General features: G+C 71.8%; 31 protein-coding genes. 13 read left to right on the top strand and 18 right to left on the bottom strand.

Annotated elements, in window-relative coordinates; translation table 11 throughout:
- On the bottom strand, positions 1-981 hold the full coding sequence (locus Vau01_RS11035; RefSeq protein WP_203990250.1) for an Acg family FMN-binding oxidoreductase: 981 nt from the start codon (positions 979-981) through the stop codon (positions 1-3).
- A gap of 18 nt (positions 982-999) precedes the next feature.
- The gene (locus tag Vau01_RS11030; RefSeq protein WP_203990240.1) at positions 1,000-1,995 is read right to left on the bottom strand and encodes an Acg family FMN-binding oxidoreductase; all 996 of its coding nucleotides are present in this window, start codon (positions 1,993-1,995) and stop codon (positions 1,000-1,002) included.
- Positions 1,996-2,142: 147 nt separating this feature from the next.
- Between Vau01_RS11030 and Vau01_RS11025 the strand changes: the two genes are divergently transcribed.
- Both Vau01_RS11025 and Vau01_RS11020 read left to right on the top strand, forming a co-directional pair.
- Positions 2,143-2,916: a DsbA family protein gene (locus tag Vau01_RS11025; protein WP_203990231.1), complete on the top strand. Its 774-nt coding sequence runs from the start codon at positions 2,143-2,145 to the stop codon at positions 2,914-2,916.
- Positions 2,913-3,533, top strand: a complete 621-nt coding sequence (locus Vau01_RS11020) for a vitamin K epoxide reductase family protein (protein ID WP_203990230.1) — start codon at positions 2,913-2,915, stop codon at positions 3,531-3,533. Before Vau01_RS11025 ends, Vau01_RS11020 begins: the two co-directional genes overlap by 4 nt.
- A 50-nt stretch (positions 3,534-3,583) precedes the next feature.
- Here the strand turns inward: Vau01_RS11020 and Vau01_RS11015 are convergent, their stop codons facing one another.
- Positions 3,584-4,105, bottom strand: a complete 522-nt coding sequence (locus Vau01_RS11015) for a flavodoxin family protein (protein WP_203990221.1) — start codon at positions 4,103-4,105, stop codon at positions 3,584-3,586.
- A 5-nt stretch (positions 4,106-4,110) separates the two neighbouring features.
- Positions 4,111-4,998 (bottom strand): universal stress protein, encoded by an 888-nt coding sequence (locus Vau01_RS11010; RefSeq protein ID WP_203990219.1) that lies wholly within the window; start codon positions 4,996-4,998, stop codon positions 4,111-4,113.
- A 150-nt stretch (positions 4,999-5,148) separates the two neighbouring features.
- Between Vau01_RS11010 and Vau01_RS11005 the strand changes: the two genes are divergently transcribed.
- Complete coding sequence (locus tag Vau01_RS11005) at positions 5,149-6,072, top strand: ABC transporter ATP-binding protein (protein ID WP_203990217.1); 924 nt, start codon at positions 5,149-5,151, stop codon at positions 6,070-6,072.
- Entirely contained in the window at positions 6,069-7,691 is a 1,623-nt protein-coding gene (locus Vau01_RS11000; protein WP_203990215.1) for an ABC transporter permease, read from the top strand. Before Vau01_RS11005 ends, Vau01_RS11000 begins: the two co-directional genes overlap by 4 nt.
- A 7-nt stretch (positions 7,692-7,698) precedes the next feature.
- Here Vau01_RS11000 and Vau01_RS10995 read toward each other — a convergent pair whose 3' ends face one another.
- The 5 genes from Vau01_RS10995 to Vau01_RS10975 all read right to left on the bottom strand — a co-directional run bounded on the left by Vau01_RS10995 (position 7,699) and on the right by Vau01_RS10975 (position 11,675).
- On the bottom strand, positions 7,699-8,184 hold the full coding sequence (locus Vau01_RS10995; protein ID WP_203990213.1) for a hypothetical protein: 486 nt from the start codon (positions 8,182-8,184) through the stop codon (positions 7,699-7,701).
- Between the two features lie 115 nt (positions 8,185-8,299).
- Positions 8,300-9,154, bottom strand: a complete 855-nt coding sequence (locus Vau01_RS10990) for a universal stress protein (protein WP_203990211.1) — start codon at positions 9,152-9,154, stop codon at positions 8,300-8,302.
- Between the two features lie 32 nt (positions 9,155-9,186).
- Entirely contained in the window at positions 9,187-10,056 is an 870-nt protein-coding gene (locus Vau01_RS10985) for a universal stress protein (RefSeq protein WP_203990209.1), read from the bottom strand.
- A 24-nt stretch (positions 10,057-10,080) separates the two neighbouring features.
- On the bottom strand, positions 10,081-11,286 hold the full coding sequence (locus tag Vau01_RS10980; protein ID WP_203990207.1) for a hypothetical protein: 1,206 nt from the start codon (positions 11,284-11,286) through the stop codon (positions 10,081-10,083).
- A gap of 197 nt (positions 11,287-11,483) precedes the next feature.
- Entirely contained in the window at positions 11,484-11,675 is a 192-nt protein-coding gene (locus Vau01_RS10975; RefSeq protein WP_203990205.1) for a DUF1918 domain-containing protein, read from the bottom strand.
- A 230-nt stretch (positions 11,676-11,905) separates the two neighbouring features.
- On the opposite strand from Vau01_RS10975, the gene Vau01_RS10970 reads away from it, so the two are divergent.
- The 4 genes from Vau01_RS10970 (at position 11,906) to Vau01_RS10955 (ending at position 14,461) form a co-directional block, all read left to right on the top strand.
- Positions 11,906-12,340, top strand: coding sequence for a hypothetical protein (locus tag Vau01_RS10970; protein ID WP_203990203.1), 435 nt, complete (start codon positions 11,906-11,908; stop codon positions 12,338-12,340).
- Entirely contained in the window at positions 12,337-12,615 is a 279-nt protein-coding gene (locus tag Vau01_RS10965) for a 2TM domain-containing protein (RefSeq protein WP_203990201.1), read from the top strand. Before Vau01_RS10970 ends, Vau01_RS10965 begins: the two co-directional genes overlap by 4 nt.
- Positions 12,616-12,853: 238 nt before the next feature.
- Complete coding sequence (locus Vau01_RS10960) at positions 12,854-13,150, top strand: hypothetical protein (RefSeq protein ID WP_203990199.1); 297 nt, start codon at positions 12,854-12,856, stop codon at positions 13,148-13,150.
- A gap of 87 nt (positions 13,151-13,237) precedes the next feature.
- Positions 13,238-14,461, top strand: a complete 1,224-nt coding sequence (locus tag Vau01_RS10955) for an EAL and HDOD domain-containing protein (protein ID WP_203990197.1) — start codon at positions 13,238-13,240, stop codon at positions 14,459-14,461.
- A 34-nt stretch (positions 14,462-14,495) separates the two neighbouring features.
- Here Vau01_RS10955 and Vau01_RS10950 read toward each other — a convergent pair whose 3' ends face one another.
- On the bottom strand, positions 14,496-15,536 hold the full coding sequence (locus Vau01_RS10950) for a zinc-dependent alcohol dehydrogenase family protein (protein WP_203990195.1): 1,041 nt from the start codon (positions 15,534-15,536) through the stop codon (positions 14,496-14,498).
- Between the two features lie 161 nt (positions 15,537-15,697).
- Between Vau01_RS10950 and Vau01_RS10945 the strand changes: the two genes are divergently transcribed.
- Positions 15,698-16,342, top strand: coding sequence for a hypothetical protein (locus Vau01_RS10945; RefSeq protein WP_203990193.1), 645 nt, complete (start codon positions 15,698-15,700; stop codon positions 16,340-16,342).
- A 76-nt stretch (positions 16,343-16,418) separates the two neighbouring features.
- On the opposite strand, the gene Vau01_RS10940 is transcribed toward Vau01_RS10945, so the two are convergent.
- The 3 genes from Vau01_RS10940 to Vau01_RS10930 form a co-directional block, all read right to left on the bottom strand.
- Positions 16,419-17,216, bottom strand: coding sequence for an SMI1/KNR4 family protein (locus Vau01_RS10940; RefSeq protein ID WP_203990191.1), 798 nt, complete (start codon positions 17,214-17,216; stop codon positions 16,419-16,421).
- Positions 17,217-17,291: 75 nt separating this feature from the next.
- Positions 17,292-17,852, bottom strand: coding sequence for a DoxX family membrane protein (locus tag Vau01_RS10935; protein WP_203990189.1), 561 nt, complete (start codon positions 17,850-17,852; stop codon positions 17,292-17,294).
- 117 nt (positions 17,853-17,969) lie between these two features.
- Positions 17,970-18,668 carry a CBS domain-containing protein gene (locus Vau01_RS10930; protein WP_203990187.1) on the bottom strand — a complete coding sequence of 233 codons (699 nt, stop codon included), beginning with the start codon at positions 18,666-18,668 and terminating at the stop codon, positions 17,970-17,972.
- A gap of 126 nt (positions 18,669-18,794) precedes the next feature.
- Between Vau01_RS10930 and Vau01_RS10925 the strand changes: the two genes are divergently transcribed.
- Both Vau01_RS10925 and Vau01_RS10920 read left to right on the top strand, forming a co-directional pair.
- Positions 18,795-19,472 carry a CBS domain-containing protein gene (locus Vau01_RS10925; RefSeq protein WP_239151488.1) on the top strand — a complete coding sequence of 226 codons (678 nt, stop codon included), beginning with the start codon at positions 18,795-18,797 and terminating at the stop codon, positions 19,470-19,472.
- A gap of 11 nt (positions 19,473-19,483) precedes the next feature.
- Positions 19,484-20,092 (top strand): CBS domain-containing protein, encoded by a 609-nt coding sequence (locus tag Vau01_RS10920; RefSeq protein WP_203990185.1) that lies wholly within the window; start codon positions 19,484-19,486, stop codon positions 20,090-20,092.
- Here the strand turns inward: Vau01_RS10920 and Vau01_RS10915 are convergent.
- The 4 genes from Vau01_RS10915 to Vau01_RS10900 all read right to left on the bottom strand — a co-directional run bounded on the left by Vau01_RS10915 (position 20,085) and on the right by Vau01_RS10900 (position 23,665).
- On the bottom strand, positions 20,085-21,194 hold the full coding sequence (locus tag Vau01_RS10915; protein WP_203990183.1) for a VIT1/CCC1 transporter family protein: 1,110 nt from the start codon (positions 21,192-21,194) through the stop codon (positions 20,085-20,087). The two genes, Vau01_RS10920 and Vau01_RS10915, sit on opposite strands and share 8 nt — an antisense overlap.
- A gap of 55 nt (positions 21,195-21,249) precedes the next feature.
- Positions 21,250-21,834, bottom strand: coding sequence for a peroxidase-related enzyme (locus Vau01_RS10910; protein ID WP_203990181.1), 585 nt, complete (start codon positions 21,832-21,834; stop codon positions 21,250-21,252).
- Positions 21,835-21,930: 96 nt separating this feature from the next.
- On the bottom strand, positions 21,931-22,938 hold the full coding sequence (locus tag Vau01_RS10905; RefSeq protein WP_239151487.1) for a Gfo/Idh/MocA family protein: 1,008 nt from the start codon (positions 22,936-22,938) through the stop codon (positions 21,931-21,933).
- A 256-nt stretch (positions 22,939-23,194) separates the two neighbouring features.
- Positions 23,195-23,665, bottom strand: a complete 471-nt coding sequence (locus Vau01_RS10900; protein ID WP_239151486.1) for a cyclic nucleotide-binding domain-containing protein — start codon at positions 23,663-23,665, stop codon at positions 23,195-23,197.
- A gap of 213 nt (positions 23,666-23,878) precedes the next feature.
- On the opposite strand from Vau01_RS10900, the gene Vau01_RS10895 reads away from it, so the two are divergent.
- On the top strand, positions 23,879-24,655 hold the full coding sequence (locus Vau01_RS10895) for an SDR family oxidoreductase (RefSeq protein ID WP_203990179.1): 777 nt from the start codon (positions 23,879-23,881) through the stop codon (positions 24,653-24,655).
- Between the two features lie 158 nt (positions 24,656-24,813).
- Positions 24,814-25,635: an SAM-dependent methyltransferase gene (locus tag Vau01_RS10890; RefSeq protein WP_239151484.1), complete on the top strand. Its 822-nt coding sequence runs from the start codon at positions 24,814-24,816 to the stop codon at positions 25,633-25,635.
- Here the strand turns inward: Vau01_RS10890 and mgrA are convergent.
- A complete protein-coding gene (mgrA, locus tag Vau01_RS10885; RefSeq protein ID WP_203990177.1) occupies positions 25,632-26,657 on the bottom strand; it encodes an L-glyceraldehyde 3-phosphate reductase in 1,026 nt (341 codons plus the stop codon). The genes Vau01_RS10890 and mgrA overlap by 4 nt on opposite strands.
- Positions 26,658-26,661: the final 4 nt, after the last annotated feature.

Genomic DNA, 26,661 nt, shown 5'->3' with positions numbered 1-26,661 from the left:
TCAGGGGTCGCCCGGCAGCCCGACCACGTCGGTGCCGGCGCGGCGGGTGCTCGGAGGCGGTGGTGTCGGATCACCGGGCCGGCCGATCCGGAACGCGATCGCCGGGTGCCCGGTCCAGCCGAGCAACCGGCGGAGCGCGGCGGCGGCCTGCGGCACCTCGACCACCTCGCTGATCGGGGAGGCGGCGAGGCCGCGTGCGGTCAGGGTCAGCCAGACGTCGGACATCGCCTCGCCGGCGGCCAGCCAGTCGGCGCGGTCCTCGCCACGGGTGACGAGCACCGCGTAGACGGTGCCCCGGTCGGTTCCGCCGCCGGGATCCAACCCCGGCCGGCGGTCGAGCGCGAAGTCGCGCGGCGGCACCCGGTACGGGCCGGACGCGGACACGTCGGCGAGCGACACCCCGTCCCCGCTGGTCCGTGCGCGATCGCTCCACTCGGCGACGTCGCGCGTGTACGCCGGTACCTCGCGTTCCGCGGCGCCGGCCAGGGCCACGATGTCCGCGAACGCGTCCACCTGGTCGGCACGCAGGATCTGCAGGGCGACACCGTGTCGATGGGCCGCGGCACGGAGGGCACTCAGGTCGCGGTCGCTCGGCGGGACGTCGGCGAACGGCCGGCGGTCGGTTCGGCGGCGGTTGATGGCCGCGGACGCGGAGCGGTCGGGCGGGACCGCGGGGCCGAGCCGCACGCGGGCGACCACGTCCGGTCGGGCGCCGGCGGGCAGGCGGTCGACGTCACCGGCGTACCCGGCACCGGCCAGGGCGGCCAGCGCGTGGTGCAGGGCGGCGCCGCAGCTCATCATCATCAGCCGACCGGCCGGGTCGACCCCGGGCAGGCGGCGGTCCGGGTCGAGCTGCAGCTCCACGTCCGGGCCGCGGGTGCGCCACCGCCACGGCTGGGAGTTGAGGATCGACGGCGCCCGCAGCGCGGCGAGCGAGGCCTCCATCAGCTGGTCGATCTCGGCGCGGGTGTGCTGTGTCATGGTCCACCGTCCATGGGGTCAGACGAGCAGGTCGGGTAGGGGACGGCGCGGCGTCGGCAGCGCCGGTGACAGCGGATAGCCGATCCGCATGACCATCTGGGCCACGTACCGGGTCCCCGAGTCCGACAGGAGGTCGCGCAGGGCGGCGATCTCGGTCAGTTGGCTCATCGGGGTCAGGGCCAGGCGGCGGACGGTGGCGGTCAGCCAGATCCGTTGCAGGGCCTTACCCGCCCGGACCCAGTCGCCGCGTGTGTCGTCCGGCGTGTACAGCAGCACCAGCGTCGGGTCGGGTTCGAACTCGACCTGAGCCGTCGGTAGACCGAGGCCGATTCCCAGGTCGCGCAACGGCAGCGACGCGTCCTTGTCGCGCGGGCCGAGGACGTGTTGGGGCAGCCCGTCGGCCCGTCCGACGCTGGACGGGTTGGTCCACGCTGCCAGTTCGCGCAGGTAGGCGGGGTCCGACCGCATCCGCTTCTCGGCGGTACGGGTGAGGCTGAGTACGGCGCCACGCAGGTCCGGCCCGACGTCGAGCAGGCTGGCCCGCTCCGCGGTGGCGGCGCCGCGCAACTCCTCCATCGTCCCGAACGGGATCCGCCGGTCGGCGAACGGCCGCCGGTTCGTGTGGCGGCGGGCGATCGCCGCGTGCAGGGACAGCGCGGCCCCGGACGGCGCCTCGGCGTCGCCCACGGTGATCCGGGCGGCGATGTCCAGGTCGTTCTCCGGCGTCCGGTACACGGCCGTTTCGAAGCCGGCGGCGGCGAGCGCGACGCGCAGGTTGAACACGGCCGCACCGACGCTCACGAACATTTCCCGGCCGTCCGGGTCGAGAACCTCCAGCCGCCTGCTCCGGTCGACGCGGACCTCGATCACCGCGCCGGAAACCTGACGGCCGTGGACGCGGAACAACCACGGCTGGGTGTTGTGTATGGACGGTGCGGCGGCGGCCGCGCGTAGGCAGGCGGACAGGACATCGCCGGAGCGGTTGTTGGTCGTCAACTCCTCGGCTTTCCTCATGCGTCGAGCATGTCGGGCCGGAACCGGTGCCGGAAAAGGCGAACGTCCGGTCGGTTCGGGACCTTGTGCCCGGGTGCCTGGCGCCCGCCGGAACGAGACTGGTGCGGACGTGTCCGATGCGTTCATGACGCCAGGAAGGTGCGACAGGTGGGAACTCGATCCCGGACCAGGTCCCGCGAGCGCCGTCTCGCGCTGGCCGCCGCCGAGCGGCGCCGGCGGGTCCGTCGGCGCCTGCTCGCCGTCGGTGGCGTGGTGATCCTCGGTCTGGTCGTCGCGATCGTGGTGAGTGTGGTCAAGGCGGCCGACGACGCCGGTGACGACCCCGGCGCCACGACGACGTCCGCCGGCCCGGTCGTCGTTCCGTCCTCCGGTACCGCCGCCGGAGCGATCGTCACCGGGCAGGCGAACGCACCCGTGACCGTCGCGGTCTATCTCGACTATCTCTGCCCGTACTGTGGCAGGTTCGAGAAGGCCAACGCCGCCGAACTGGATCGGCTGATCGCGGCCGGCACCGTACGGCTCGAACTGCACCCGCTGTCGTTCCTGGACCGCCTGTCGGCCGGAACCCGCTACTCGACGCGTTCGGCCAACGCGGTCGCGACGGTCGCCGACGCGGCGCCGGACCGGGTGCTGGCCGTCAACCGCGCGCTGTACGACCGGCAGCCGGCCGAGGGCGGCCCGGGCCTGACCGACGACGAGATCGCGGCGGTGGCCGCGGGCGTCGGCGTACCGTCACCGGTCACCGACCGCTTCCGGCTCCGGACGTTCGAGCCGTGGGTCGTGGCCGCGACGTCGGCCGCGGTCGACGACGGCGTGTCGGGGACGCCCACCGTGCGCATCAACGGCAAGGCCTTCACCGGTGACCTGTACACGGCCGGCGCGCTGACGCGGGCCGTCGAGGCCGCGGCGGGCCGGCCGTGACGGACGTGCTGACCAGGCTGCGGACGATACGTCACCGCAACGGTTGGATCTTCGGGACGATGCTCGTGTCGTCGGTGCTGAGCCTGCTCGCCTCGTTCGTCCTCGCGGTCGAGGCCGTGAACCTCGCCGCCGACCCCGACGCCACCCTCTCGTGCAACATCAACGCGGTCATCAGCTGCGGTACCGTCGCCGGTTCCTGGCAGGCACACCTGTTCGGGTTCCCCAACGCGTTCCTGGGCATCGCGGCCGAGCCGGTCGTCATCACCATCGCGGTCGCGAGCCTGGGCGGCGTCCGGTTCCCGCGGTGGTTCATGCTCGCGGCACAGGTGATTTACACGCTCGGGCTGCTCTTCGCCTACTGGCTGTTCTACGAGTCCATGTTCGACATCGGCGCGCTGTGCCCGTGGTGCCTGCTCGTCACCGTGTCGACGACGTTCGTGTTCATGAGCCTCACCCACGTCAACATCCGCGACGGCAACCTCTACCTGCCCGCGCGGGCGCAGCGCGCGCTGATGGCCGCCATCGACGTCGATCTCGACCTGATCGCCGTCACCATCTGGCTGCTCGTGCTCGCGTTGGCGGTTGTGCTCAAGTACGGGTCGGCACTGTTCGGCTGACGGAGACAGGTCCCGCGACGACCGTCGCGGGACCCGTGTCCGTCAGTGGTTCAGACGGTGGCCGGCTCGTCGGTGAGTGTGGTGAGGTGTTCGCCCCACCGGGTGGCCCGGTCCAGTTCGCCGTCGGCGAGCGGGCCGGCCGTCCCGAGGACGACGAAGTTCTCCGCCGGCGCGACCGGGCGACATCCCAGGCGGCGCAACCGTTTGTGCGCGGACCGCGCCGCGGAGCCGGGCAGGTACGCCTTCTCGATCTTGGTGTCGAACGTGGCGACGGCGCGCCCGCGCAACGTCGGGCCGGCGGCGTCGAGCCAGTCCCGCAGTCCGCGTCCGGCCGACACCAGCGGTTCGTCGGCCTGGTCGGCCGCCGACTTGCGGGTGTTGGGGCGGCTCATGCTGAACGCGTGGGTCGGTCCGCCGGCCACGACGAGGTCGACGCCGTCGTCGACCCGGTCGGGCGCGGCGCCCACCTCGAACACGTCGACGGCCATGCGGGTCGCCAGGCCACGGGCGATGGCGGTCGCCACCGCCCGCGTGTTGCCGAACATCGATTCGTAGACCACCAGGGCTCGCATGCGGGTCACCCCTCCGGGGCCGGGGTGTCGGTCGGGTGGACGATCATGACCGGGCAGTCGGCGTGGTGCAGCACCTGGAGGCCGACCGAGCCGAGCAGGGTTCCGGCGACCCCGCCGTGGCCGCGCGAGCCCACGACGACCAGACCCGCGTTGCTGGAGACGTCGACCAGCACGCGGGCAGCCGTGCCCCGGGCCACCAGCGCCTCGACCGGCACGCCGGGGAACTTCTCCCGCCACGGCTCCAACGCCGTCTCCAACGCGGCGACCTCGGCGTCACGCAGGTCTTCGGGCTTGTAGGGCAGGACGCTCATGGCCATCACGCCGTAGGCGGCCGGGAACTCGTAGGCGTGGATCGCGATGACGGAGGATCCGCGGCGGACCGCTTCCTCGAACGCGGCGCCGATCGTGTGCTCGCTGTGGTCGGTGTGGTCGACGCCGACGATGACCGGTCCGGTCGCGGTGTCGACGGTGCCGCGCACGACGACCACGGGGTGCCGGGCGTGCGTGGCGACCTTCTGGCTGACCGATCCGAGCAGCAGGCTGCCGAAGCCGCCGCGGCCACGGTTGCCGACCACGGTCAGGACCGCGGCCTTCCCGGCGTTGAGCAGCACGGGGGCGGGTTCGCCGAGCACGGCCGAGCCGGCGACGGTGACGTCGGCCGCGACCGGGCGGACCTCCTCGATGGCCTCGGCCAGGGCCTTCTCGTGCCGCGCGCGGACGGCCTGTTCCTGCTCCTCGGATCCGCCGAACCGACCGGACCCCCAGTTGTAGTCGAACGCGGTGACGACGCGCACCGTGGCCCGCATCCGCCGCGCCTGCGCGACGGCGAACCGCAACGCGGCCCGGCTCTGCGCGGACCCGTCTAAGCCGACGACGATCTCGTTGCTGTGCATGGTTCCTCCTTCTGACGGGCCGGCACGGTGGCGTACGGCCGGTCAGGTCGAGCGTCGCGCCGTGCGGTGCCGCGGAGGAGTGCCGCAGGTCATCGACCCATGGGTCGAAAGTCACTGGGCGGATGCGGTGCCCTCGGATGTCCTGAAGTCATGAGCGAGCTGGATTCTGTGATCCTCGCGTCCGGACTGGTGAAGACGTTCGGCGCGACGCGGGCCCTGGACGGGCTCGACCTGACCGTCTCCGCCGGGGAGGTGCACGGGTTCCTGGGCCCCAACGGGGCGGGGAAGACGACGACGATCCGGGTGCTGCTGGGCCTGCTGCGACGCAACGGCGGTCAGGTCAGTGTGCTGGGCGAGGACCCGTGGCGGGACGCGGTGCGGCTGCACCGCCGGCTGGCGTACGTACCGGGAGAAGTGAACCTGTGGCCGAATCTCACCGGCGGTGAGGTGATCGACCTGCTCGGTTCGCTGCGTGGCGGGCTGAACCCGGTACGCCGGGTCGAGCTGCTCGAACGCTTCCAACTCGACCCGACCAAGCGGTGCCGGGCCTATTCGAAGGGGAACCGGCAGAAGGTGGCGCTGGTGGCGGCGTTCGCCTCCGACGCGGACCTGTACCTGCTCGACGAGCCGACCTCCGGGCTGGATCCGTTGATGGAGGCGCAATTCCAGCAGGTGGTGCGGGACCTGCGCGGAGCCGGGCGGACGGTGCTGCTGTCGAGCCACATCCTGTCCGAGGTCGAGGCCCTGTGCGACCGCGTCACGATCGTGCGGGCCGGTCGGGCCGCGGAGACGGGAAACTTCGAGCAGTTGCGGCACCTGACCCGCGTGACGGTGGCCGTCGAGACCGCCCGGCCGTTCGACGGGATCTCCCAGCTGCCCGGCGTGCACGACGCGCGTGTGGAGGGTCGACTGGCCCGGTTCAGTGTCGACCAGGGCGAACTCGACGTGGTGCTGCAGCGGCTGGTCACTCTGGGCGTCCAATCGCTCGTCACCTCGCCACCGACCCTCGAGGAGCTGTTCCTGCGCCACTACGACAGCGCGTCGACCGACACGGACCTGGCGGGCGTGCGATGACCGCGACGACCGGCCTCGGCCAGCTCAGCCGGCTCGCCGTTCGTCGCGACCGGCTGGTCCTTCCACTGTGGATGATCGGTTTGGCCGCCTTCACCGCCGCGACGACGGCCCTGTGGGCCAACGACTTCAGCGACACCGCGGACCTGGTGCGGGAGACCCGGGCCGCGGCGGGAAGCCCCGGAATCCGGCTGCTCGGTCTGGCGTCGGGTCCCAGCCTCGGCGCATACGCGATGGTGCGGAACTTCGTCCTCCTGGCTGTTCTGGCCGCGCTGATGAGCATCTTCGCGGTCGTGCGGCACACGCGGCAGGGCGAGGAGACGGGCCGGGCGGAGCTGATCGGCGCCGGCCCGGTCGGCCGACACGCGGCACTGGCGGCGGCTCTGGCGGTCACCACGGCCGCCAACGGAGTCCTGGCCGTGCTGATCGCGGTGGCGTTGATGGTCGCCGGGCAGCCGGCCGGGGGCTCGATCACCGCCGGTGCCGCGGTCGCCGGCGTGGGTCTCGTGTTCGCCGGGGTCGCGGCGGTCACCGTGCAGTTGGCGACCAGCACGCGGGCCGCCAGCGGGTTGGCCGCCGCCGTTCTCGGCGTGGCGTTCCTGACCAGCGGGGTCGGCAACATGACCGGCCGGGTCGACGCGGCCGGTCTGCGGGTGGCGAGCACGTGGCCGGCCTGGATCTCCCCGATCGGCTGGGGGCAGCAGATGCGGCCGTTCGGCGGGAACGACTGGTGGCCGCTCGCCCTGTCGGTGGCGGTGTTCGTCACGGCCTCGGCGGCCGGTGCCGTCCTGGCGACGCGCCGCGACTTCGCGCTCGGCATGCTGCCGCAGCGACCGGGCCGGGCGCACGCCGGCCGGGCCCTGCGCGGACCGGTCGGGCTGGCCTGGCGCCTTCAGCGGGGGCCCGCGATCGGCTGGGCCGTGGGCATGCTCGGGTTCGGCGTGGTCATGGGCGGTCTCGTCGAGCAGGTCCGGGACGCGACCGGAAGCGCCCGCGACTGGTACGTGCGGATGGGCGGCAGCGACCAGATCGTTGACGCCTACCGGTCGTCGATCATGCAGATGGCCGGCGTCGCCGCCGCCATCTACGCGGTGCAGGTCCTGCTCCGCATGCGGTCGGAGGAGGCGGACGGGCCGCTGGAGCCGGTTCTCGCGACCGCGGTCGGCCGGGTCCGGTGGGCGGCCGCCCATGTGGGCGTCACGCTGCTCGGGGCGACGGCGCTCGTGCTGGTGTTCGCGGGCGGCGCCGGGCTCGCCGCGGCCGGGGCGTTGGGCGACCCCGTGGGTCAGATCGCGCCGTTGGTGCGCGCCGGGCTGGTCCAGCTCCCGGCGATCGGTGTGCTCGCCGCCGCGGTGCTGGTGGCGGTCGCGTTCGCGCACCGGGCGGCGGTCGTGGTGGCGTGGTCGCTGTTGCTGGCGTCGATCGTGCTCGGCCCGCTGTTCGGCGCCACGCTGGGTGTGCCGGCCTGGGGGCGGGACCTGTCGCCGTTCACGCACGTGCCGAAGGTGCCGGCCGTGCCGGTCGACGTGGGCCCGATCGCGGGGCTGACGGTGGTTCTGCTCATGTTCGCGTCAGCGGGTTTCGTCCGGTTGCGGCACCGTGACCTGCAGCTGCCCGCGTGACCGTCCGTCAGCTCCGATCGTTCCCGCGGAGGAGTGACCGCCGGGTGGCGATGTCCGGTCCCGGCGACTGCGCCGACCCGATCTCGGCGGCGATCGCGTCGGCGACCCGTCGGGCGGCGGCCGCGACCGCCGGCGAGAGCCCGGCGCCGTCGGCGACGTCGCCCGTCTCCACCGCGAAGACGATCAGGCTGCCGGCGCCGTCGGGCCGGGACATGACGAGCCGGTGGACCCGTCCGGGATGGCACGGCTCGGCGCGGATCGGATCGACCACGATGACCGGGTCGGTGCCCCGCGACACCTCGACCTGGGCCGGATCGCCGGCGTCGCTGTCGACGAAGGTCACGTTGAGGCCGCGCCCGCGCAGGTGCCGCAGCACGGTGGGGCCGACTCCGAGGTCGTGCCGGTTGTCGTCGCCGAGGGCAGCGACGATCGGCCGCCCGGCGTGGTCGGGGCCGGACGGATCGCGGGTTGCCGCGTCGGTGATGGTCGACATCACGCCTCCAGGTGTTCGCTGGCCCGATCCTCGGTCCTGGGCCCGTGCCGGACGCAGAGGCGAAGGTCCCGGATGCGCGGGACAGGCGGCCGCCGTCGATGCGTGCCGCCGTCCGTCACGGGCGGGCGATGAGCACCGGGCAGCCGGAGTGGCGCAGCAGCTGGAGGCCGACCGAGTCACGTTGGCCGCCGACGACCCCGCCGGCACCGGGCGCCCCGATCACGACGAGCCGCGCCTCGCGCGACGCCGCCACCAGAGCCCCGGCCGGGTCGTCGCCGGTGATCAGGATGTCGACCGCGACGTCGGGATACTTGTCCGCCAGCGGCGCGACGGCCCGCCGGGCGTCGGCGGCGAGGGCGCCCCGCACGGTCACCGCGGTGAGGACCTTCGCGGAGTGCGGGCCGTCCGCCGGTCCGGGCGGCGGGAACCGGGACGCGCGGATCACCGTCAGCGCGCAGCGCCGTGCGGCAGCCGACTCGAACGCCGAAACCAGCACCGACTCGGCCGCCGGGGAACCGTCGTAACCGACGGCGACCGGACCGGTCTCCGGTCCAGCCCGGCCACGGACGACGGCGACCGACGAGCGTGCGCGTAGTGCCACCTGTCGGCACGTCGATCCGCGGACGGCGGTGGCCGGCCCGGTACGTTCCCGGTCGCCCACGACCAGCAGGTCGTGCCGCCCGGCCGCCGCGACCAGGGTCGCGGCCGGGCACCCGAGGACGGGTTCGGGGATGACGCGGACACCGGGCGCCGACCGCCGGGCCTCCTCGACGGCGGCGGTGACCACTCTCACCGCGTGATCGAGCGCCAGCACCTCCGGGTGCTCCGCACTGTGGCACGCGTCCGGACGGGCCGCGTGGACGATCCGCAGGGCTTGGCCGCGGCGGGCGGCCTCCGTCACGGCCCACCGGAGGGTGGGGCCGCTACCGGGTGCGTCTCCGATCCCGACAATGACCTGTGGGGCTTTCATGGCTCCTCCGTCGCCGCTCGCCGATCCGGCCGTCAGGCCGCGTGGACAACCGCGACCGGGCCCACCGCGTGGTGCAGGACCTGGTGGCTGACCGAACCGAGCAGCAGCCCGGTGAAGCCGCCGCGCCCCCGCGATCCGACCACGGTCAGCGAGGCTCCGGCCGATGCCTCGATGAGGGCCGGTGAGGCCCGGCCGGCGACCAGGCGCGGTTCCACCGGGACCGGCGGATCCGGCGGCAACGCGGCGATGGCGGCCCCGAGGACCCGTTCCTCCGCCGAGCGGAGCAGGTCCCGGTCGTACACCAGCGGTACCGGCTCACCGGGCCCGGCCGGGACCGGCCATCGCCACGCGTGCAACGCGACCAGGACCCGGTTGTGTGCCGCCGCGTAGTCGTGGGCGAACGCCAGCGCGCGTTGCGACGCCGGCGAACCGTCCACGCCGACGACCACCGGGCCGTCGGCGACCGGCACCGGCCGGACGACGACCACGGGGCACCGGCCATGCGCGGTGACCTGGGAGGCCACGGAGCCGAGCAGCAGCCCGGCGAAGCTGCCCGTTCCCTGGGCGCCCACCACGACGAGGCCGGCCGTGCGGGATGCGGTGAGCAGGGCCCGCCCGGGAACGTCGGTGGAGATCTCGGTCGTGACGGGCACGTTGATGTCGACGCGCCCGACGGCTTCGGCGAGGAGCTTCTCCGCGACGAGGTAGGCACCCTCCGGCGTCCGGACCTCCACCGAAAGGTGGAGGCCGTCCCCGCGAAGGGGCAGTCCGACGAACGACCAACCGCAGGCGTGCAGCAGGTGCAGCCGGCGCGGGCGGACGCGCAGATCGGCGACCGCCCAGTCGATCGCGGTCAGGCTTTCCTTCGAGCCGTCGATGCCGACGACGACGCGACCGTCCATGGCCTTCTCCTCACTCGTTCCGGCTCAGTCCGACGTGCGGATGACGACCGACGCCGGGCTCTTCCACGGGTTCGACTCGCTCAGCACCGTGCCGGCGGCGTTGACTCCGCGCACATCCAGGCCGAAGTCACCACCTGTCGACGTCGCCGGCCGGCGGAACGCGAAGGTGTACGTGGTGTCGGCGCCGGTGGCCGGGGTGGGCACGTCGACGATGATCGGCCACACCTGGTCACTGCGCACCGGTGGCCACGCGGATCCGTCCGGCTCCATCCCGGGCGGAAGGTTCATGTAGAGCGCCAGGTGGGCCGGGCGGACACCCCGCACGTACCGGACGGTCACGGTCAGGGTGCCGTGGCGCACACCGTTGACGGCGGGCCCGAGGACGAGCTCACCGGGGGTGTACGAGGTCTCGGTCACCGAGGGGTTGATCGGGAAGGAGACCGGTCCCGTGGTCTGCCGGAACCGGCTGCCGTTCCACGCGTAGCCACGCTTCTGCCAGAGCTGCGGTGTCTCGTCACCACAGCACCGCTGGTAGTCGCCGACGCGGGCCTCGACGACGCCGTCACCGGTCACACGGGTGGCGGCGGCATCGATGCCCCGCACCTCGCCGGTGGTGGCGACGACGGTTCCCATCGTGACGATGGTGCCCCTGCGGTCCCGGTCGAGAGCGACGATCTGGATGCTGCCGCCCTGCACGAAGGCGCTGATCTGGACGACGGTCTCGGTGGCGCCGTCACGGTCGACGTCGCCGTAGGTGACGTTCCCGATGAGCATGTGCCGCTCGAACGGGAACGTGCTGTCGGCCGGGACGAGGACCTCGCCGTTGTGGAACGTCACCCGGCCCGAGATGCCGGTCAGGTTGTCGGTCGGCCACGGTGGGACGTCGATCGTCGCGTTGCGCAGCACCTCGGGCGAGATCCGTCCGTCCGGTGCGGTCACGCCGGAGGTCGCCGACGGCGCCCCGCTCGGGGCGGTGCTGACGGTCGGCTCCGCCGTCGGCACCCCACCACCACCGCCGACCCCACCGGTACCGGGGGAGTCGTCGTGCAAGATGAGGTACAACGTCACCGGTGTGGCCACCAGGAGGACCGCCAGCACGGCGATCAGGGCGATCCGGAGCCACCGCCGGCGTGGACCCGGGCCCGGAGGTTCTGCCTCGGGCGGCAATTCGGCGGGCGGCTCCTCACCCGGCGGAAGCGGCGGGAGCTGCACGGTTGACAAGTCGGACATCACGCACCTCCTTGCGAAGGTGGCCGGCGCCGCCGAGCCGACGATGACGCCCGGCGATGCGGCGTCGGCCATCGTCCGATTCCATTGTTCCGGCGACCCGCCGGCGGGCCGGGGCCGAAAGTCCCGTGGCACGGGTCGAACTGCCCGTCACCACCGGACGGGTCCACAATGGACATTCAGCGTGTGGTTGGCGGGACCTACCCGCCGTCGGCCGGCTGGATGCGGGCGTCGGGGCCGGGGGAGACATAGCTCTCGTGACCGTCGGACCACCGCACCCGGAAGGGCGGGCTTCCGTCGGCATGACCGACCTCGACGATGGTCCCGATGCGCTGCGCGTCACCGACATGCTGGCCCTCGCACACGAGCCGGTCGCCGATCCTGGCCTTCATCAATACCTCCAGCGGGTGACCTGACCGGATGTGCGACCGAGGTTCGCACGGCGGGCGGTGGCGGCACAGGGCCGGAAGTCCCGGTTGTCGGAGCGCACGACCGGCCGGGACTTTGGTCCCTGTCCGTCGGGGCACGGCGCACCGACACTCGGATCGGCGGGCGTGGTGGAACACGCCGACGCCGATGGAACCGGGTCCGTGAACGACGACCCGGAGAGTAGGGGTCCGTCATGTCCAGGACCGTCTTCGAAGCCGTCCCCGTCACCACGGAGATGGAACTGCGCATTCGTCGCGTCGAGGAGCGGATCGCCCGGCTCGAAGCGGCGCTGTACGGTGTCGCCCGGCCACCCGCTCACGCACCCGGCTCCCATCGGCGCTGGGCGGAGCTGGCGGATCGGCTGGACGCGCTGGCGCTGAAATTGAAGCTCCACTACGAGCAGGCCGGCGGTGAGGGGGTGCCGCGGGCACTCGACGAACTGCGCGACAGCGTCCGGGAGGCCTTCGCGGCCGCCGGGAACGCCATCCAGGACGACGCCGTCCGCGCCGACGTCCGTGACGTCGGTGTCATGGTCGCCGAAGCGGTGGCCGACGGCCTGTCCACGGTCGGCTCCGACCTCCGGGACGCGCTGCACCGACCGGACGAGCGGAAAGGACGAACGCCATGACCGTCAAGACCGATCCGACCGACTGGGACCTCCGCCGCCAGGCGATCGACCGGTTGCGCAAGAAGCGGGGACTGCAGGCCCACCTGATCGCCTACGTGACCGTCAACCTCCTGCTCGGCGCGGTCTGGCTGGCGACCACCCCGGACGTGTTCTACTGGCCGCTCATTCCGTTGCTCGGGTGGGGCATCGGGGTGGCCTTCAACGTCTGGGACGTGTACGCGCCGCAACCCGATGAGAAGCACATCGAGCGGGAGATGCGTCGGTTGTCCGGATAGCCCGGTCCGAGCGTGTGGAAGGAGAGATCGGGCCGCGCCGGCCCGAGCGGAGGCCTGACCGCGGTCGCGAGCGCTTCGCCGCGTAGGCACGACGGTGGTGTCCTGCGCCAGGGTCGAAGGTCCCGACCACGTCGATGCCACTCGGCGAGGAACGACGGCACATCCGCCCTTCCACGACCGTCGTCGATGCCCGAGGCTGGGTGATGCCGGCAGGCGTGCCGGCGGGCCGGAGGAGGCGATGGCGGTGGCGGTGATGATGGTGACGGTGGTCGTGATTCTGGTCGCGGCCGCTCTGGCGGCGGGACATTTCCTGACGGACCGGATCGACGGGCTGGGCAGGGCCGACCGCAACCGGTGGAAGCCCGTCACGCGGGGCCGGGTCGCCGCCCGTGGCCGCCGGCGCGAGGCGGCCCTGGTCGCCGGACTCAACCGTCGATCGATGAGCCGGGCCGACTACCATGATGCGATGTCGCAGCTGGCGGCGGCGGACGAGGTGCGGTGTCCCGTCCACGTCCCCCGGTCGGAAAAGCGCTGACGTCGGATCGCCCGTTCTAACCCGCGTCGGCGAGGTGACGTGGAGCACTTTTCCGCAGCCGGCGGCTGATGGGTCGATGACCACGGTATGGCAGCACCTGCGCCCGCCGGACCGGGCACCCGACGCGTGCACGTCGGTCGGCAACCGATCTACAACCGGAGCGGCAACGTCGTCGCGTACGAACTGCTGTTCCGCGGGCAGGAGCAGGCGGTCGACGCCCAGCGGCAGGACACGTTCGCGACCGGTGAGGTGATCGTCAACGCCTTCACCGAGTTCGGCATCGGCGCGGTCGCCGGTGAGCTGCCCTGCTTCATCAACCTCACCCGGGAGTTCTGCGTCGGCGAGCTCGCGTTGCCGTTCGGTCCCGACCGCGCCGTCCTGGAGATTCTGGAGACCGTGGAGGTGGACGACGAGGTCGTCGCCGGCGTCACCCGGCTCGCCCAGGCCGGGTTCCGCATCGCGCTGGACGACTTCACCTGGGGCCTCGGCCACGAGCGGCTGCTCGACGTGGCATCCTTCGTGAAAATCGACTTCATTGAATGCGGCCCCGCGGAGATCGAAGGCATCATCGACGCGTGCCGACGGCGTCGCGATCGGGTCAGGTTCGTCGCGGAGAAGCTGGAGACCGACGCCGACCTGGAGCTCGCGGACCGCTACGACTGCGAGCTGCGGCAGGGCTACCGGTTGAGCCGGCCCCAGGTGCTGACCGCGGCGACGCTCAACCCGTCGCGGGTGCGCCGGCTGGAACTGATCGCGGAACTGAACTCGGCCGAGGCCGACGTCGAGAAGGTGCTGGGGATCATCGCGAACGACCCGGCGCTGTCGATGCGGATCCTGCGCGGCTGCAACTCGGCCGCGGCCGGCGTCCTCACGTCGGTGTCGTCGGTGCGGCAGGCCGTCGTGCTGCTCGGCCTCGCCCAGATCCGACAGTGGGCCATGCTGATGATCCTCGACGACGTCACCGGCGCCACCGACGAACAGCTGACGATGACCGTCGCGCACGCCCGGCTCTGCCAGTACTTCGCCGCCGCGTTCGGCGTCTCCGACGACGCGGCGTTCATCGCCGGCCTGATCGGTGGCGTGGCCGACCTGCTCGACCAGCGGGTGGCCACCGTCGCGGCGCAGCTACCGCTGTCCGGCGACATCGCGACCGCCCTGACCGACGGCGGCGGTCGGCTGGGTTCGTTGCTCGGCGTCGTGCACGCCTACGAACGCGGCGAACCGACCGACGACCGGATCACCGACCCCGTCCGCGCGTACTTCGAGGCGCTGCAGTGGTCGACGCGCATGGTGCGGTCCACCCGGGCCTGACGGGCCGGTGCCGGCACCGGCCCGTCCCCGGTGATCAGCGACTGATCGCGACCTTCAGGGCGCCGGTCTCGCCGGCGCGGCCGAAGACGTCGTAGGCGTCGAGGATGTGGTCCAGGTCGAAGCGGTGGGTCACGAAGCGACCCGAGTCGAGCTGGCGCGCGGCGATCAGGCGCAGCAACGTCGGCGTCGAGTAGGTGTCGACGAGTCCCGTCGTGATGGTGACGTTCCTTATCCAGAGGTCCTCGAGGTGCAGGGTGGCCGGCCGGCCGTGGACGCCGACGTTCGCGACGTGCCCGCCCGGGCGGACCAGCCGGGTGCACAGCTCGAACGTTTCGGGCACACCGACGGCCTCGATCGCGACGTCGGCGCCGAGACCACCGGTCAGATCCATGATCCGGGCGACGGGGTCGTCGTCGCGGTTGTTCACCGTGACGTCGGCACCGAACTGCTTGGCGAGCTCGAGCCGTCCACCCGCGACGTCGATGGCCACGACGTGGCTGGGGGAGTGCAACCGCGCACCGACGGCGGCGGCGAGCCCGATCGGTCCGGCACCGACGATCGCCACCGTGTCGCCCGGCCGGACCGCGCCGTTGAGCACGCCGACCTCGTAGCCGGTCGGCAGGATGTCGGCCAGCATCAGCACCTCCTCGTCGGTGACGCCGGCCGGCACCAGGTAGGTGGAGTTGTCGGCGAACGGGACCCGGACGTACTCGGCCTGGGTGCCGTCGATGCGGTGGCCGAGGATCCACCCGCCGCCCCCGATGCACTGGCCGTAGCTGCCCTCCCGGCAGTACCGGCACCGGCCGCAGGCCGTGATGCAGGAGACCAGCACGCGGTCACCGGGCCGGACCGTGGTGACGGCCGCTCCGACGGCCGTCACCGTGCCGACCGCTTCGTGGCCGAGAATCCGGCCGTCGGTGACCGCGGGGACGTCCCCCTTGAGGATGTGCAGGTCCGTACCGCAGATCGTCACGGTGTCGACGCGGACCACCGCGTCGGTGTCGGCATCGACGATCGGATCGGGAACCTCTTCCCAGTTCTTGCTGCCCGGACCGTGATAGACGAGTGCACGCATCGCCGGCTCCTTCCGTCGAGATGGCCGGAATCCCACCGTCGCTCCGTCCCGGCCGGCCGGGCAGGGCCGAAAGTCCCTGTCGGGAACCGCATTTCTCCTCTGCCCGGCGCATTGCCGAACCCCGATCCTTTTGGTGACACCGAAACGAAAGGGATCACACCATGAAGCGCAGGACGATTGACATCATGTTCAGCCTCGGCGCGGTCGTCCTCGCCGGACTACTGTTGGTCGCCGGGCTCGTGCTGACCAGCAACGCGAACTTCGCCAACGACTACGTCCAGGACCAGCTCGCCCAGCAGAACATCACCTTCAAGACCGCCGACACCCTCACCGAAGAGGAACGCAGGTCGGACTGCCTGGTGAAGTACGCCGGCCAGAAGCTGACCACCGGCAAGCAGGCGGAGTGCTACGCCAACGAGTTCATCGGCCTGCACCTGAAGTCGACCGCCGGTGGCAGGACCTACGCCGAACTCGGCGCCGTGCAGACGGACCTGCGCGCGAAGATCGCCACCGCCCAGCAGACCAACGACCCGGCGCTGGCCGACCTGCAGAAGCAGCTGACCGAGGTGAACGCGCAACGGGAGACGGTCTTCAAGGGTGAGACCCTGCGCGGGCTGCTGCTGACCTCGTACGGCTTCAGCGAGTTCGGTGCCAAGGCCGGTCAGGCAGCGACGGTCGCCTACCTCGCCGCCGCACTGCTGGCGCTGCTCGGGATCGCCGGCTTCGCCCACGCCTTCGTCACCCCGAAGAGCAAGGGCTTCGCGGTTCCGGAACCGGCCGCCGAGAAGGAAGCCGTTACCACCTGACACAGACACACCCACCACCCACGGACCGGGGTCCTCAGGACCCCGGTCCGTCCGTGCGTGAGGTGTCTCCTCGTGCTCAGGAGTGCCGTGCGGCCACCTCAACAGCCTTGCCGGGGTGGCGCATCCGCACTGCGAACACCGTGCTGTCACCGGGACATCGGGTAGGGACGGCCTCGTCGCGTTCGGACAGGGAGAGTGCGAACCGCGCGGGCACGTCCCCACCCAGGTCCACCACGAGCCACGCGTCATCGAGGCCGGCCGCGAGTTCCGCCACCGATCCGTCGGCGGAGGCCCGGGCGGCTGCCGACGTCAGCACCCTGGCCGGCACGGTGTCGACGTTGCGGAAGTCGACGATCGCATCGAGCGCGACCGACATGAACTCCTTGTCCGTCCAGGGATCCGTGCCCTCGGGCAGTTCCAGGCCGAGGCCGTCCAGTTCCTCCTGGACGTTCACCGACCGGGCCGCCGCGCCCCACTGGTCGAGGTATGCGCCCAGCGACGGTGCCTGAACCGCGTAGGAGGTCAGGTTGCTGGAGTGGAACACCGGACCCCATGCTCCGCTGCCCGGGTGGATCGACACGAGGAAGGCACCGCGCCCACCGTCGGACGAGAGTACCCAGGGATGGGCCGGCCACCCCACGACGGTCCGGTGGTAGGCCGACCGGTCGTCCGGGTCGTCGAACCGCTCGACGTAGACGTCGTCGGGTCCCACCGCGATCCCTCGGGTGACGGCCAGCAGCTCGCGAACGTCGTCGGGCAGCGGCAGCCCGATCCTGCCGGCCAGCGCGTCGACCTCCGCCACGGAGAGCCCCGGCAACAAGCGGAACAGCGCCGGGAACTCGTCGACCAGCTCCCGGACCCGCGTCACCAACATGAATTTCCATCCCTTCGGAGTGCGCGCTGACGGGCGGCGGAAGTCCGCCGCCCGTGGGCACTCACACGCTTGCCGTCACGTGAGCCAGGTGCGCTTTCCGACGACCTTCGACCACCAGCCGCCGAACCCGAGGGTAGCGCCGGCGCCGGTGAGGGCGATCACGGCCAGGATCGCGGCGTAGATGAGGTGGTCGTCCATGAAGACGTTGTTCTCGGGGGGCAGGACCGCGGTCCACATGAGCACGAGCAGCAGCCCGCCGGTGACCGCGGCGATGCGCACGCCGATGCCGAGGATCAGCGCGAGGCCGATGCCGAGCAGGCCCAGCATGAACATCCAGTCGGCCCAGGTCTGGCCGGCGATGTCGTTGTAGATGCCCTTGAAGGGGCCGGCGGCGGCGAACTTCAGGAAGCCCTCGGTGGGGTGTCCGCCGTTGATCCAGGCGGCCTTCTCGGCGGTCTCGTGCCCGAGGCCGAACGTCTTGTCGAGGAAGGCCCAGAGGAAGGTCCAACCCAGCGCCAGCCGGATGCCGGCCAGGATGTACCGGGCGGCCTTCGCCGAGGCGGTCTCCGTGGTGGCGACGACTTCGCCGCCGGTACGGGTGGCGGCCGTGGGGCGGCCGTGGGCGATGCTCGCCATCTCACTCACTTGTCCTTTCGGTCGATGTCCGCTGTGGACACTCACACTCTGTGCCGGCGAACCGGAAACGGTCAGTGCCGGACGCACCGCATCTGCCGGGACCAAAGTCCCACCGGATCACGTCGGCCACCGGACCGTCGGGCCGACCTGCGCGTCGAACACGTAGTGCCGCCTCAGTTCGGCGCTGTCGTCGTACTTCCAGTCGAGCAGGTTCACCACGTCGACCACGCCCGACACCGCCCGGGCGAGCCGGCCGGCGATGTCGGCGGTCGAGCGCCGGCCGACCGTGCCGGTCAGCGTCACGATGCCCTCGTCGACGACGATCCCGACGGCGTCCGGGTCGGACAGGAGCGCGTCGGCACGGACCTCGGCGCGGATGTCGTCGTCCGCCCGGAGATAGGTCGACAGCAGGTCCCGCCGCGACACGATCCCGACGAGGCGACCGCCGTCGACGACCGGAAGCCGTTTGACACCGTGCTTTTCCAACAGGCGCGAGGCAGAGCCGACCGTCGCGTCCGACCCGATGGTGACGACCGGCCGTGTCATCAGGCCGGCCGCGATGTCGCCCAGCGGCCCGGCCGGCGCGGGCCGGCGTCGGTGCAGGAGCCGGCCGTGCGGGCTGTCGGGCGGTAGATCGAGCCGGTGCAGCAGGTCGCCTTCCGACACGATGCCGACGACGAGGCCCTCGTCGTCGACCACGGGCAGCGCGCTGACGCGTTCGTCGGCCAGCGTCGTCACCAGGTCCTTGAAGCTGGTGTCCGGACGCGCCGTCACCACGTTCCGGGTCATCACCGAGCCCACTGTTCGAGTGTTCATGGCTCCTCCCAAGGGTTACGACGCGATTGTCGGCCGGTACGCCGCGTCGACGCAGGGGCGAGGGTCCCGTCGGACGGGTCCATCGGCCCTGTGCCGCCGGACGCGACGGACGTACGGTCGAACCGGATGGAGAAAGGAATCGACATGAACGGCATGACGGTCGCGGACGTGATGACCTACGGCGCGGTGTCGGCGACCGCCGACGCACCGTACCGGGACCTGGTGGATCTGATCGAGACCCGGTCGGTCAACGCCGTTCCGGTGATCGACCGGTTCTCCCTGGTGCTCGGCGTGGTGTCGGCGTCCGACCTGCTGCACAAGATCGAGTTCGCCGGTGGCCACGACCGGCCCCGGATCTTCGAAAGCCGGAAGCACCGGCAGAACCGTCGCCGGGCGGCCGGGATGGTGGCCCACGAGCTCATGACCGCTCCGGCGGTGACGGTGTTCAAGGGGACGCCGGTCGCGGAGGCGGCCCGTCTGATGGAGACGGCCGGACTGCGGCGGTTGCCGGTGGTCGACGACCTCGGGCGGCTCGTCGGCATGGTGACCAACCGGGACCTGCTGAAGGTGTTCCTGCGCCCCGACGCGGCGATCAGGGATCAGGTGACCGAGGTTCTGTCCACTGTGGACGGTGAGGTTACCGCCGAGGTCGACCACGGCGCCGTCCGGGTGCGGGGAACGGTCTACGGCCGGTCGACGGCCGAAAGCGTCACCGCGCGGGTCGAGGCCGTCGACGGCGTCGTTTCCGTCGAGAACCGCGTCGAGTGGACGCTCGACGACACCGTCAACGCGATGCCCGTGTAAGGAGGCTCGCCATGCGCGTCCGGGACATCATGACCCGACCTGTGTTCACTGTCCGGCCCACCGATCCGGTCGAGGGGGCCGCCGCGTTGCTCGCCGACCGGGGGATCACCGCCGCCCCAGTGATCGACGAGCGGAACCGGCTCGTCGGCATGGTCAGCGAGGGTGATCTGCTGCGCAACCGCGTGCCGGAGGACCCGACCGCCCACCTGCGCGCCACGCCGGAATTCTCCACGCGCCGCCCGCACATCGTCGCGGAGGTCATGACGCGCGACGTCGTCACCGCCTGGCCGACCGAGGACATCGCCGACGTGGCACGGACCATGCTCAGCCGCGACGTGCGCAGCGTGCCCGTGCTCGACGACGGGCACGTGATCGGCATCATCAGCCGGCGCGACCTCCTGCGGTCGGTGCTGCGCACCGACGACGTGCTGGCCCACGAGGTCCAGGAGCGACTGGACGCCTACGCGGACCAGCCGGGTCGCTGGACGGCCACGGTCACCGACGGCGTCGTGCGGATCAACGGCTACGTCGACGACGACGAGGAGCGCCGGGTGGTGGAGATCCTCGCGCGTACCGTGCCGGGGGTGGCGGCGGTCACCGTGAAGAGCACCGTCAGGTGACCGTCACCCCGATGGCGTGACCGACGCCGAACGTGACCGCGGCGGCCAGGCCACCGACGACAAGCTGCCGGGCGGCCGACCGCAGCGGTGACCGGCCGTTGAGCGCACCGATGCCCGCGCCGACCCCGATCAGGGCGGCAGCGAACAGGGCGATCGCGGTGACCAGCGCGGCCGTCCCGGCGGCGAACAGGTAGGGCACCACCACGACCAACGCACCGGCCGCGAACGCGAACAGGCTCGACGCGGCCGCCGACCACGGCGAGCCGAGCGCGTCGGGATCGAGCCCCAGTTCCTCCCGGGCAAGGGTGTCCAGCGCGACCTGCCGGTCGGCCATGAGCCGGTCGGCGAGCTGCTGCGCCTGGACCCGGTCGAGTCCCTTGGCGCGGTAGAGCAGCACCAGTTCCTCGCGTTCCTCGTCGGGGTTCTCGTCGAGTTCCTGCGCCTCGATCGCCAGCTCCCGCTCGTACATCTCGCGCTGGCTCGACATGGACACGTACTCGCCGGCGGCCATCGAGAACGCACCGGCCAGCAGGCCGGCGACACCGGCGAGCAGGATCACCGAGCGGTCCGAGCCGGAACCGGCGAAACCCAGCACCAGCGCGGCATTGGACACCAGACCGTCGCTGACGCCGAACACCGCCGCGCGCAGCGCACCCGAGCGGTCACCGCGATGCCAGTGCTCCCGGCGGGCGATGCGTCCCCGCGGATCCGTGCCGGGTCCGTGGATGAGCGCGGCGATGGTCCGGGCATGGCCGCGTTCCTCGGCCGCCATCGCCGCGGCGGCGTCGGGCTCGTTGTCGTACCGTCCGGCGTCCACCCGCTCCGCCCGCTCGACGAGCGGCAGCACCGCCCGCACCGACCACCACCGGGCGACCCGGCCCAGCAGGCGGGTGCGGACCGAGACCGGCGAGCGGGCCGGCACGGACGCACCGGCCTCCCGCAACTTGCCCGCCCAGTGCTCGGCATGGCGCCGCTCGACCGCGGCCAGCCGGGTGAGCACCGCCCGGCGTTCACCGGTCTCCGCGGCGGCCAGCCGCTCGTACAGCGCGGCGGCGTCCCGCTCCGCGGTAAGCATGTCCCGCCAGCGCCGGATCTGATCCACGGCGACCACCCCCGTTCCATCGTCCACCCCGAGCGGATCACGGAATCGGGGCCGATCATGCCGGTTTTCGCGGCACCCGCCCCATCAGGTAGAACTCGTCGTTGGGCATCGTCGCGGTCAGGTGCACGAGGCGGTTCGACATCGCGAAGAAGCCCGCGATCGCGCCGACGTCCCAGACGTCGTCGTCGGTCAGGCCGTGCGTGCGCAGCGCGCCGAGGTGCTCGCCGGTCACCGTCCACGGCTCGACCGCGAACCGCACCGCGACCTCGAGGATCGTTCGCTGCCGGTCGTCGAGCTCGGCCTTGCGCCAGTCGGTCGCGACCTGGTCGGCGATGCGCGGGTTGCGGGCCCGGATCCGGGCGATCGCACCGTGCGCGACCACGCAGTACAGGCAGTGGTTCTCCGCGCTCGTCGCCACGACGACGAGTTCCCGGTCGCCCTTCGTCAGCGCCGGGGTCTCCTTGTCCATGAGCGCGTCGTGGTAGGCGAAGAACGCCCGCCACTCGTCCGGTCGACGCGCGAGCGTCAGGAAGATGTTCGGTACGAAGCCCGACTTCTCCTCGATCTCGTCGATGCGCGCCCGGAGATCGGCCGGCAGGTCTGCGCGATCAGGGACGGCGAACCGGCTCAGCTCGGACATGCGCCGAGCCTACGGCAGTGCCACGAGGAGCGGCGATCAAGACCCTGGCCGGGCACGCACCGGGCCGTTGAGCACACGCTCCCGGGTTGGTGCGGTTCATCTGCTCGCGGGGCCCGCTTGGTGCGGTTGTGTGCGCAGCGGGAGGCCGGCCCGCGTGTAGATGTCGTCGATCAGTGTCATGGTGGCCACCGAGTCCTGTGGCGGGGTCAGGTTGGTGGATTCGCCGCGGACCGCGGCGGCGAAGGCGCGCAGTTGGTGCGTGTATGTCGATTCGCTGCTGAACCTTTCGCGGCGGCGTTCGTCGTCGACGGTGACGGTGAAACGCGACGGCATGTGTGGCGCCGCGTAGTTGTCGACCGTCATTGTTCCGCGTTCGCCGACAACGCGGGCCCGGATACTGAGCAGGGTCCGTGACCACATCGAGGTACGGATCTGGCCGGTGGCGCCGCCGGCAAGGGTGAACTGTGCGGTCATCGCCCGATCGATGCGCGCGTCCCGGCGCAGCGTCAGCGCAGTGGCCGAGGTGACTGTCGGCTCGCCGCCGGACAGCAGCCGCAGGCAGTGCACGGCGTAGCAGCCGGCGTCCATCAACGCGCCGCCGGCGAGCCCGAAGTTGTACCGGATGTCGGAGAACTTCGGCAGCGGAAAGCACATCGACGTCTCCACCCGCTGGACGGTGCCCAGTTCTCCACTGTGGACGATGTCCAGCATGCGGTGCGCGACCGGGTGGTACCGGTAGTGGAAGGCCTCCATCACCACCAGACCGGTGCCCGCGGCGGCCGCCGCGACCTCGCGTGCCTCGGCCGCATTCGCGGTGAACGGCTTCTCGCACAGCACGTGCTTGCCGGCGTTGAGCGCGGCCAGTGTCCATCGGCCGTGCAGCCCGTTGGGCAGCGGAATGTACACCGCGTCCAGCGTGGGGTCTGCCATCAGGCCGGTGTACGAGTCGTGGACCGCCGGTACGCCGTGCTTGGCGGCGAACACCTCGGCTCGCCGGCGGTCGCGGGCCGCGACAGCGGCGACTTCGACGTCGTCGACGATCAGGGCGGGTTTCATCATCGCGGCCGGCGCGATCCGCGCGGCACCGAGCACACCTATGCGCACTGGCGGAGACCTCCTGGAACAGAGAGTGTCAGGGCGGCCCGGTCGCCGATGTACGCGCCGGCCTCGACCGCCACGGTCCACCGTCCATTGTGAGCCCGCCACGTAGCGCCCGGATGATCTGGTCGGTGTCCTCGACCCGGGGACTGCGGGCCGGTCCGCAACTGGCGGTCCGACGTCCGTGCGGCCGGGCCCTGCGGTTCCACCCCGAGCCGGGACACCCGTTGCACCGCCATCGTCCTCGCGGCGGAGCCGGCCGCTACGACGTCTCGGAAAAGTACTCGGCGATCAGGCGGGCGCGGGTGGTCTGCAGCCGGTCCACGACCACGGCCATGAACCGCCTCGTCAACTCGTACCCGATCTGGGGGTCACCCTCGCACAGGCGCAGCAGCTCCGGCGCCTTGAACTCGATGGTCAACACCGGTTCGGTCGCGACCGCGCCGAAGTGCCACGTCTGCGGCGGGAACAGCCACGACCAGCCCAGCACCGCGCCGGGGCCGGGGCCGAGCTTCTCGATCGTGACGGTGCCGTGTCCGGGAACGGTCGTATCGAGTTCGACCTCGCCGTCGCGGATGATCCAGCACCTGGTGGCGTGCCCGCCCTCGTGGAAGATCCGGGCGCCGGCCCGGAAGACGCTCCGGTGGGCGTAGACCGACACCCGTTCCAGGTGTGCCGGCCGCATGCCGGCCAGGAACGGCTGTTGCGCGAGCAGTTCGGCCATGGTCTGCATCGCAGGATCCTTCCGCGCGTCCCCGTATTTGCCGGATGCGGACGATCCGACACCCGGGCGGCACCTTGCCGCCAGGGCCGGAAGACCCGGACGAAAGGGGCCGGGTTGCCCGGGTGTGTGAAGCCCGGCGGCGGAGGACTTCGGCCCTGGCGGGTCGGTGCGGGCCGGACGAGGATCGGGGTCGACGGAGGATCGGGCCGCGGGAGGCATGTCATGACGCGCACATCGGTGGTCACCGGATCGGCGTCCGGGATCGGCAAGGCGACGAGGGAACTCCTGGAGGGCCGCGGTGAACGGGTCGTCGGCGTGGACCTGCACGACGCGGACCTGACGCTCGACCTCGCGACCGCCGAGGGCCGGGCGGCGATGGTCGAGGGCGTGCGCCGGCTCACCGGTGGCACCGTCGACGCCGTGTTCGCGGTCGCCGGGATCAGCCTGCCGGCGCCGGCCACGGTCGCGGTGAACTACTTCGGCGCGGTCGCCACGCTGGAGGGGCTGCGGCCGTACCTGTTGCGGTCGGCGGCGCCCCGGGCCGTCGTGGTCTCGTCGATGGCCGCGCTCCACCCGGTCGACGACGACCTGGTCGCGGCGATCGAGAGGGGCGACGAGGCGGCGGCCCTGAACCGGGCCGAGCTCCTGGCGGGAGAGCCCGCGGGCCAGTTGATCTACGGCTCCAGCAAGAAGGCGATCTCCCGGTGGGTGCGCCGGCAGGCGCCCGGCGCGGCGTGGGCCGGCGCCGGCATCCCGCTCAACGCGATCGGGCCGGGCGTGATCGCGACCCCGATGACGGCCGAGATGATCTCGACCGAGGAGAAGCGGGCGGCGCTGCTGGAGGTGGTGCCGATGCCGCTCAACGGCGTCGCGGCGGCGGACACCGTGGCCCGCCTGCTGGCCTGGCTCGGCGGGGCGGAGAACACGCACCTGTGCGGCCAGGTGATCTACGTCGACGGCGGCAGCGACGCCGTCCTCCGCGGTGACTCCGTCTGGTGAGTCGGTTACTGTCCGTGGTCAATATGCGGGGGGACGCCGTGGCCGCGGTCAGATAATCCGTGCATGCGAGAATTCGCGGCACGTTCGGGTTCCCCGAAGGAGTGATCGACAGATACGGTGGGCAACTACCACATCCCCGGCACGGTGAGGAGGATCTGGTGACGGGCCAGGCCGACGCGAAGCGCGCAGTGATCGACACGTCAGCGGCGCAGCCCGCCCGCCGGTACAACTACTGGCTGGGTGGCAAGGACCACTTCGCCGCCGACCGGAAGTCCGGCGACGAGCTGGCCGCGGCGTACCCCGCGGTCCGGGTCACCGCGATCGAGAACCGCCGCTTCCTGAAGCGGGCCACCCAGTTCCTCACCGCCGAGTGCGGCATCCGCCAGTTCCTCGACATCGGTACCGGCCTGCCGACCGCCGACAACACGCACGAGGTCGCCCAGCGGATCGCCCCCGAGTCGCGGGTCGTGTACGTCGACAACGACCCGATGGTGATGGTCCACGCGCGGGCGCTGCTGACGAGCACCCCCGAGGGCCGCACCGCGTACCTCGAAGACGACCTGCGCTACCCCGAGTCGATCCTGGCCAGCGCCGACCTCCACGAGACGCTCGACCTGAACAAGCCCGTCGGCCTGATGCTGGTGGCGGTGCTCCACTTCGTCCACGGCGAAGGCGCCGCCCAGCGCGTCGTCGACAAGCTGCTCGACGCCCTGCCCTCGGGCAGCTACATCGTGGCGAGCCACTCGACGTACGACCTCGCGCCGGCCGAGATGGTCGAGGCCTGGGAGAAGCTCGTCGCCGCCGGCAAGGTCGACATCTGGACGCGCCAGCGCGCCGAGTTCACCGCCCTGTTCGACGGGCTGGAGCTGGTCGAGCCGGGCGTGGTGCCGGTCAGCCAGTGGCGCGACGAGGACGAGCCCCAGCCGAGGCCCGCCCTGGCCGACGTCGCGATGTGGTCCGCCGTGGCCCGGAAGCCTTAGGAGTCCGAGGAGCGCGCCCAGAGGTTGATGTCGGCCTCCGTGGCGTAGCCGTCGATCTCGGCCAGTTCCTCGTCGGTGAACGTCAGGTTGTCCAGCGACGCCACGTTGTTCTCCAACTGGGCCACGCTCGACGCGCCGATCAGCGTCGACGTCATGCGGTGGTCACGCAGCGACCAGGCCAGCGCCAGCTGGGCCAGGGACTGACCGCGCCGGCCGGCGATGTCGTTCAGCGCCCGCACCTTGCCCAGCGTCTGGTCGGTGAGCTGGTCGGGGCTGAGCGAACTGTCGCGCGAGGCCCGCGACCCCGCCGGAACACCGTCGAGGTACCGGTCGGTGAGCACGCCCTGCGCCAGCGGGGAGAACCCGATGCAGCCGACGCCCTCGGCCTCCAGCGTGTCGAGCAGCTCCGGCTCGATCCAGCGGTTGAGCATCGAGTAGGACGGCTGGTGGATCAGCAGCGGCGTGCCCATCGCCCGCAGGATCGACGCCGCCTCCCGCGTGCGTTCGGGCGAGTACGACGAGATGCCGACGTACAGCGCCTTCCCCTGCCGCACGGCGCTGTCGAGCGCGCCCATCGTCTCCTCGAGCGGCGTGTCGGGGTCGAACCGGTGCGAGTAGAAGATGTCGACGTAGTCGAGCCCGAGCCGGGACAGGCTCTGGTCGAGGCTGGCGAGCAGGTACTTGCGGGAGCCCCACTGGCCGTACGGGCCGGGCCACATGTCGTAGCCGGCCTTGGTCGAGATCACCAGCTCGTCGCGGTACGGGCGGAAGTCCCGGGCGAGGATGCGGCCGGCGTTCTCCTCGGCCGAGCCGTACGGCGGGCCGTAGTTGTTCGCCAGGTCGAAGTGGGTGATGCCGAGGTCGAACGCCCGGCGCAGGATCGCGGCCTGGGTGTCGAGCGGCCGGTCGTGCCCGAAGTTGTGCCACAGGCCGAGCGACACCGCCGGCAGGAGCAGGCCGCTGCGCCCGCTGCGCCGGTACTGCATCGAGTCGTAACGGGCCGGGTCAGGTGTGTACGCCATGCCC

Source organism: Virgisporangium aurantiacum, assembly GCF_016863635.1.
Lineage (GTDB): Bacteria > Actinomycetota > Actinomycetes > Mycobacteriales > Micromonosporaceae > Virgisporangium > Virgisporangium aurantiacum.
The sequence above is the reverse complement of the archived record's forward strand: the minus strand, read 5'-3'. Positions and strand labels throughout refer to the sequence as shown.

Excerpts from the sequence above, each read along its gene's own strand:
- Vau01_RS10980 (WP_203990207.1), bottom strand. The coding sequence starts at position 11,286 with ATGTCCGACTTGTCAACCGTGCAGCTCCCGCCGCTTCCGCCGGGTGAG.
- Vau01_RS11000 (WP_203990215.1), top strand. The coding sequence starts at position 6,069 with ATGACCGCGACGACCGGCCTCGGCCAGCTCAGCCGGCTCGCCGTTCGT.
- Vau01_RS10970 (WP_203990203.1), top strand. The coding sequence starts at position 11,906 with ATGTCCAGGACCGTCTTCGAAGCCGTCCCCGTCACCACGGAGATGGAA.
- Vau01_RS10910 (WP_203990181.1), bottom strand. The coding sequence starts at position 21,834 with ATGTCCGAGCTGAGCCGGTTCGCCGTCCCTGATCGCGCAGACCTGCCG.
- Vau01_RS10945 (WP_203990193.1), top strand. The coding sequence starts at position 15,698 with ATGAAGCGCAGGACGATTGACATCATGTTCAGCCTCGGCGCGGTCGTC.
- Vau01_RS11035 (WP_203990250.1), bottom strand. The coding sequence starts at position 981 with ATGACACAGCACACCCGCGCCGAGATCGACCAGCTGATGGAGGCCTCG.
- Vau01_RS10995 (WP_203990213.1), bottom strand. The coding sequence starts at position 8,184 with ATGTCGACCATCACCGACGCGGCAACCCGCGATCCGTCCGGCCCCGAC.
- Vau01_RS10895 (WP_203990179.1), top strand. The coding sequence starts at position 23,879 with ATGACGCGCACATCGGTGGTCACCGGATCGGCGTCCGGGATCGGCAAG.
- Vau01_RS10925 (WP_239151488.1), top strand. The coding sequence starts at position 18,795 with ATGGAGAAAGGAATCGACATGAACGGCATGACGGTCGCGGACGTGATG.
- Vau01_RS10920 (WP_203990185.1), top strand. The coding sequence starts at position 19,484 with ATGCGCGTCCGGGACATCATGACCCGACCTGTGTTCACTGTCCGGCCC.
- Vau01_RS10955 (WP_203990197.1), top strand. The coding sequence starts at position 13,238 with ATGGCAGCACCTGCGCCCGCCGGACCGGGCACCCGACGCGTGCACGTC.
- Vau01_RS10900 (WP_239151486.1), bottom strand. The coding sequence starts at position 23,665 with ATGCAGACCATGGCCGAACTGCTCGCGCAACAGCCGTTCCTGGCCGGC.
- Vau01_RS10960 (WP_203990199.1), top strand. The coding sequence starts at position 12,854 with ATGGCGGTGGCGGTGATGATGGTGACGGTGGTCGTGATTCTGGTCGCG.
- Vau01_RS11005 (WP_203990217.1), top strand. The coding sequence starts at position 5,149 with ATGAGCGAGCTGGATTCTGTGATCCTCGCGTCCGGACTGGTGAAGACG.
- Vau01_RS10975 (WP_203990205.1), bottom strand. The coding sequence starts at position 11,675 with ATGAAGGCCAGGATCGGCGACCGGCTCGTGTGCGAGGGCCAGCATGTC.
- Vau01_RS10940 (WP_203990191.1), bottom strand. The coding sequence starts at position 17,216 with ATGTTGGTGACGCGGGTCCGGGAGCTGGTCGACGAGTTCCCGGCGCTG.
- mgrA (WP_203990177.1), bottom strand. The coding sequence starts at position 26,657 with ATGGCGTACACACCTGACCCGGCCCGTTACGACTCGATGCAGTACCGG.
- Vau01_RS11030 (WP_203990240.1), bottom strand. The coding sequence starts at position 1,995 with ATGAGGAAAGCCGAGGAGTTGACGACCAACAACCGCTCCGGCGATGTC.
- Vau01_RS10935 (WP_203990189.1), bottom strand. The coding sequence starts at position 17,852 with ATGGCGAGCATCGCCCACGGCCGCCCCACGGCCGCCACCCGTACCGGC.
- Vau01_RS11010 (WP_203990219.1), bottom strand. The coding sequence starts at position 4,998 with ATGCACAGCAACGAGATCGTCGTCGGCTTAGACGGGTCCGCGCAGAGC.
- Vau01_RS11015 (WP_203990221.1), bottom strand. The coding sequence starts at position 4,105 with ATGCGAGCCCTGGTGGTCTACGAATCGATGTTCGGCAACACGCGGGCG.
- Vau01_RS10950 (WP_203990195.1), bottom strand. The coding sequence starts at position 15,536 with ATGCGTGCACTCGTCTATCACGGTCCGGGCAGCAAGAACTGGGAAGAG.
- Vau01_RS10990 (WP_203990211.1), bottom strand. The coding sequence starts at position 9,154 with ATGAAAGCCCCACAGGTCATTGTCGGGATCGGAGACGCACCCGGTAGC.
- Vau01_RS10965 (WP_203990201.1), top strand. The coding sequence starts at position 12,337 with ATGACCGTCAAGACCGATCCGACCGACTGGGACCTCCGCCGCCAGGCG.
- Vau01_RS10985 (WP_203990209.1), bottom strand. The coding sequence starts at position 10,056 with ATGGACGGTCGCGTCGTCGTCGGCATCGACGGCTCGAAGGAAAGCCTG.
- Vau01_RS10930 (WP_203990187.1), bottom strand. The coding sequence starts at position 18,668 with ATGAACACTCGAACAGTGGGCTCGGTGATGACCCGGAACGTGGTGACG.